This window comes from Jeotgalibacillus marinus, from assembly GCF_040801915.1.
GTDB classification, from domain to species: domain Bacteria; phylum Bacillota; class Bacilli; order Bacillales; family Jeotgalibacillaceae; genus Jeotgalibacillus; species Jeotgalibacillus marinus.
Window position 1 is genome coordinate 1 of the sequence record NZ_JBFMIA010000164.1, and the last position, 271, is coordinate 271.

The following is a 271-nucleotide window of genomic DNA, read 5'->3' on the forward strand; positions in this document are numbered from 1 at the left end:
CCCCCCCCTTCCTTCTCTTCCCCCCCTTTCTTTTTCCCTCTCCCTTCCCCCCCCTCTCCCCTTCCCTCCCTCCCTTTCTTTCCCTTTCCTTCCCTCCCTTTTTCCCCTCCTTTCCTTTCCCCTCTTTCCCCCCTTTTCCCTCTTCCCTTCTTCCTTCTCCTCTTCTCCCCCTCCTTTTCTCCTTTCCTTCTCTCTCTTTTTTTCTTTCTCCCCTTCCTCCCCCCCTCCCTCCCTCTTTCTTTTTCCCTCTTTTTCTTTTCTCTTTTCTCCC

Annotated in this window: 1 protein-coding gene; it reads right to left on the reverse strand. The window is 53.5% G+C overall.

Translation table 11 applies throughout. The features are described 5' to 3' along the window. On the reverse strand, positions 1 to 271 hold a 271-nt coding region (locus tag AB1471_RS18955), incomplete at both ends, for a hypothetical protein (RefSeq protein ID WP_367780983.1).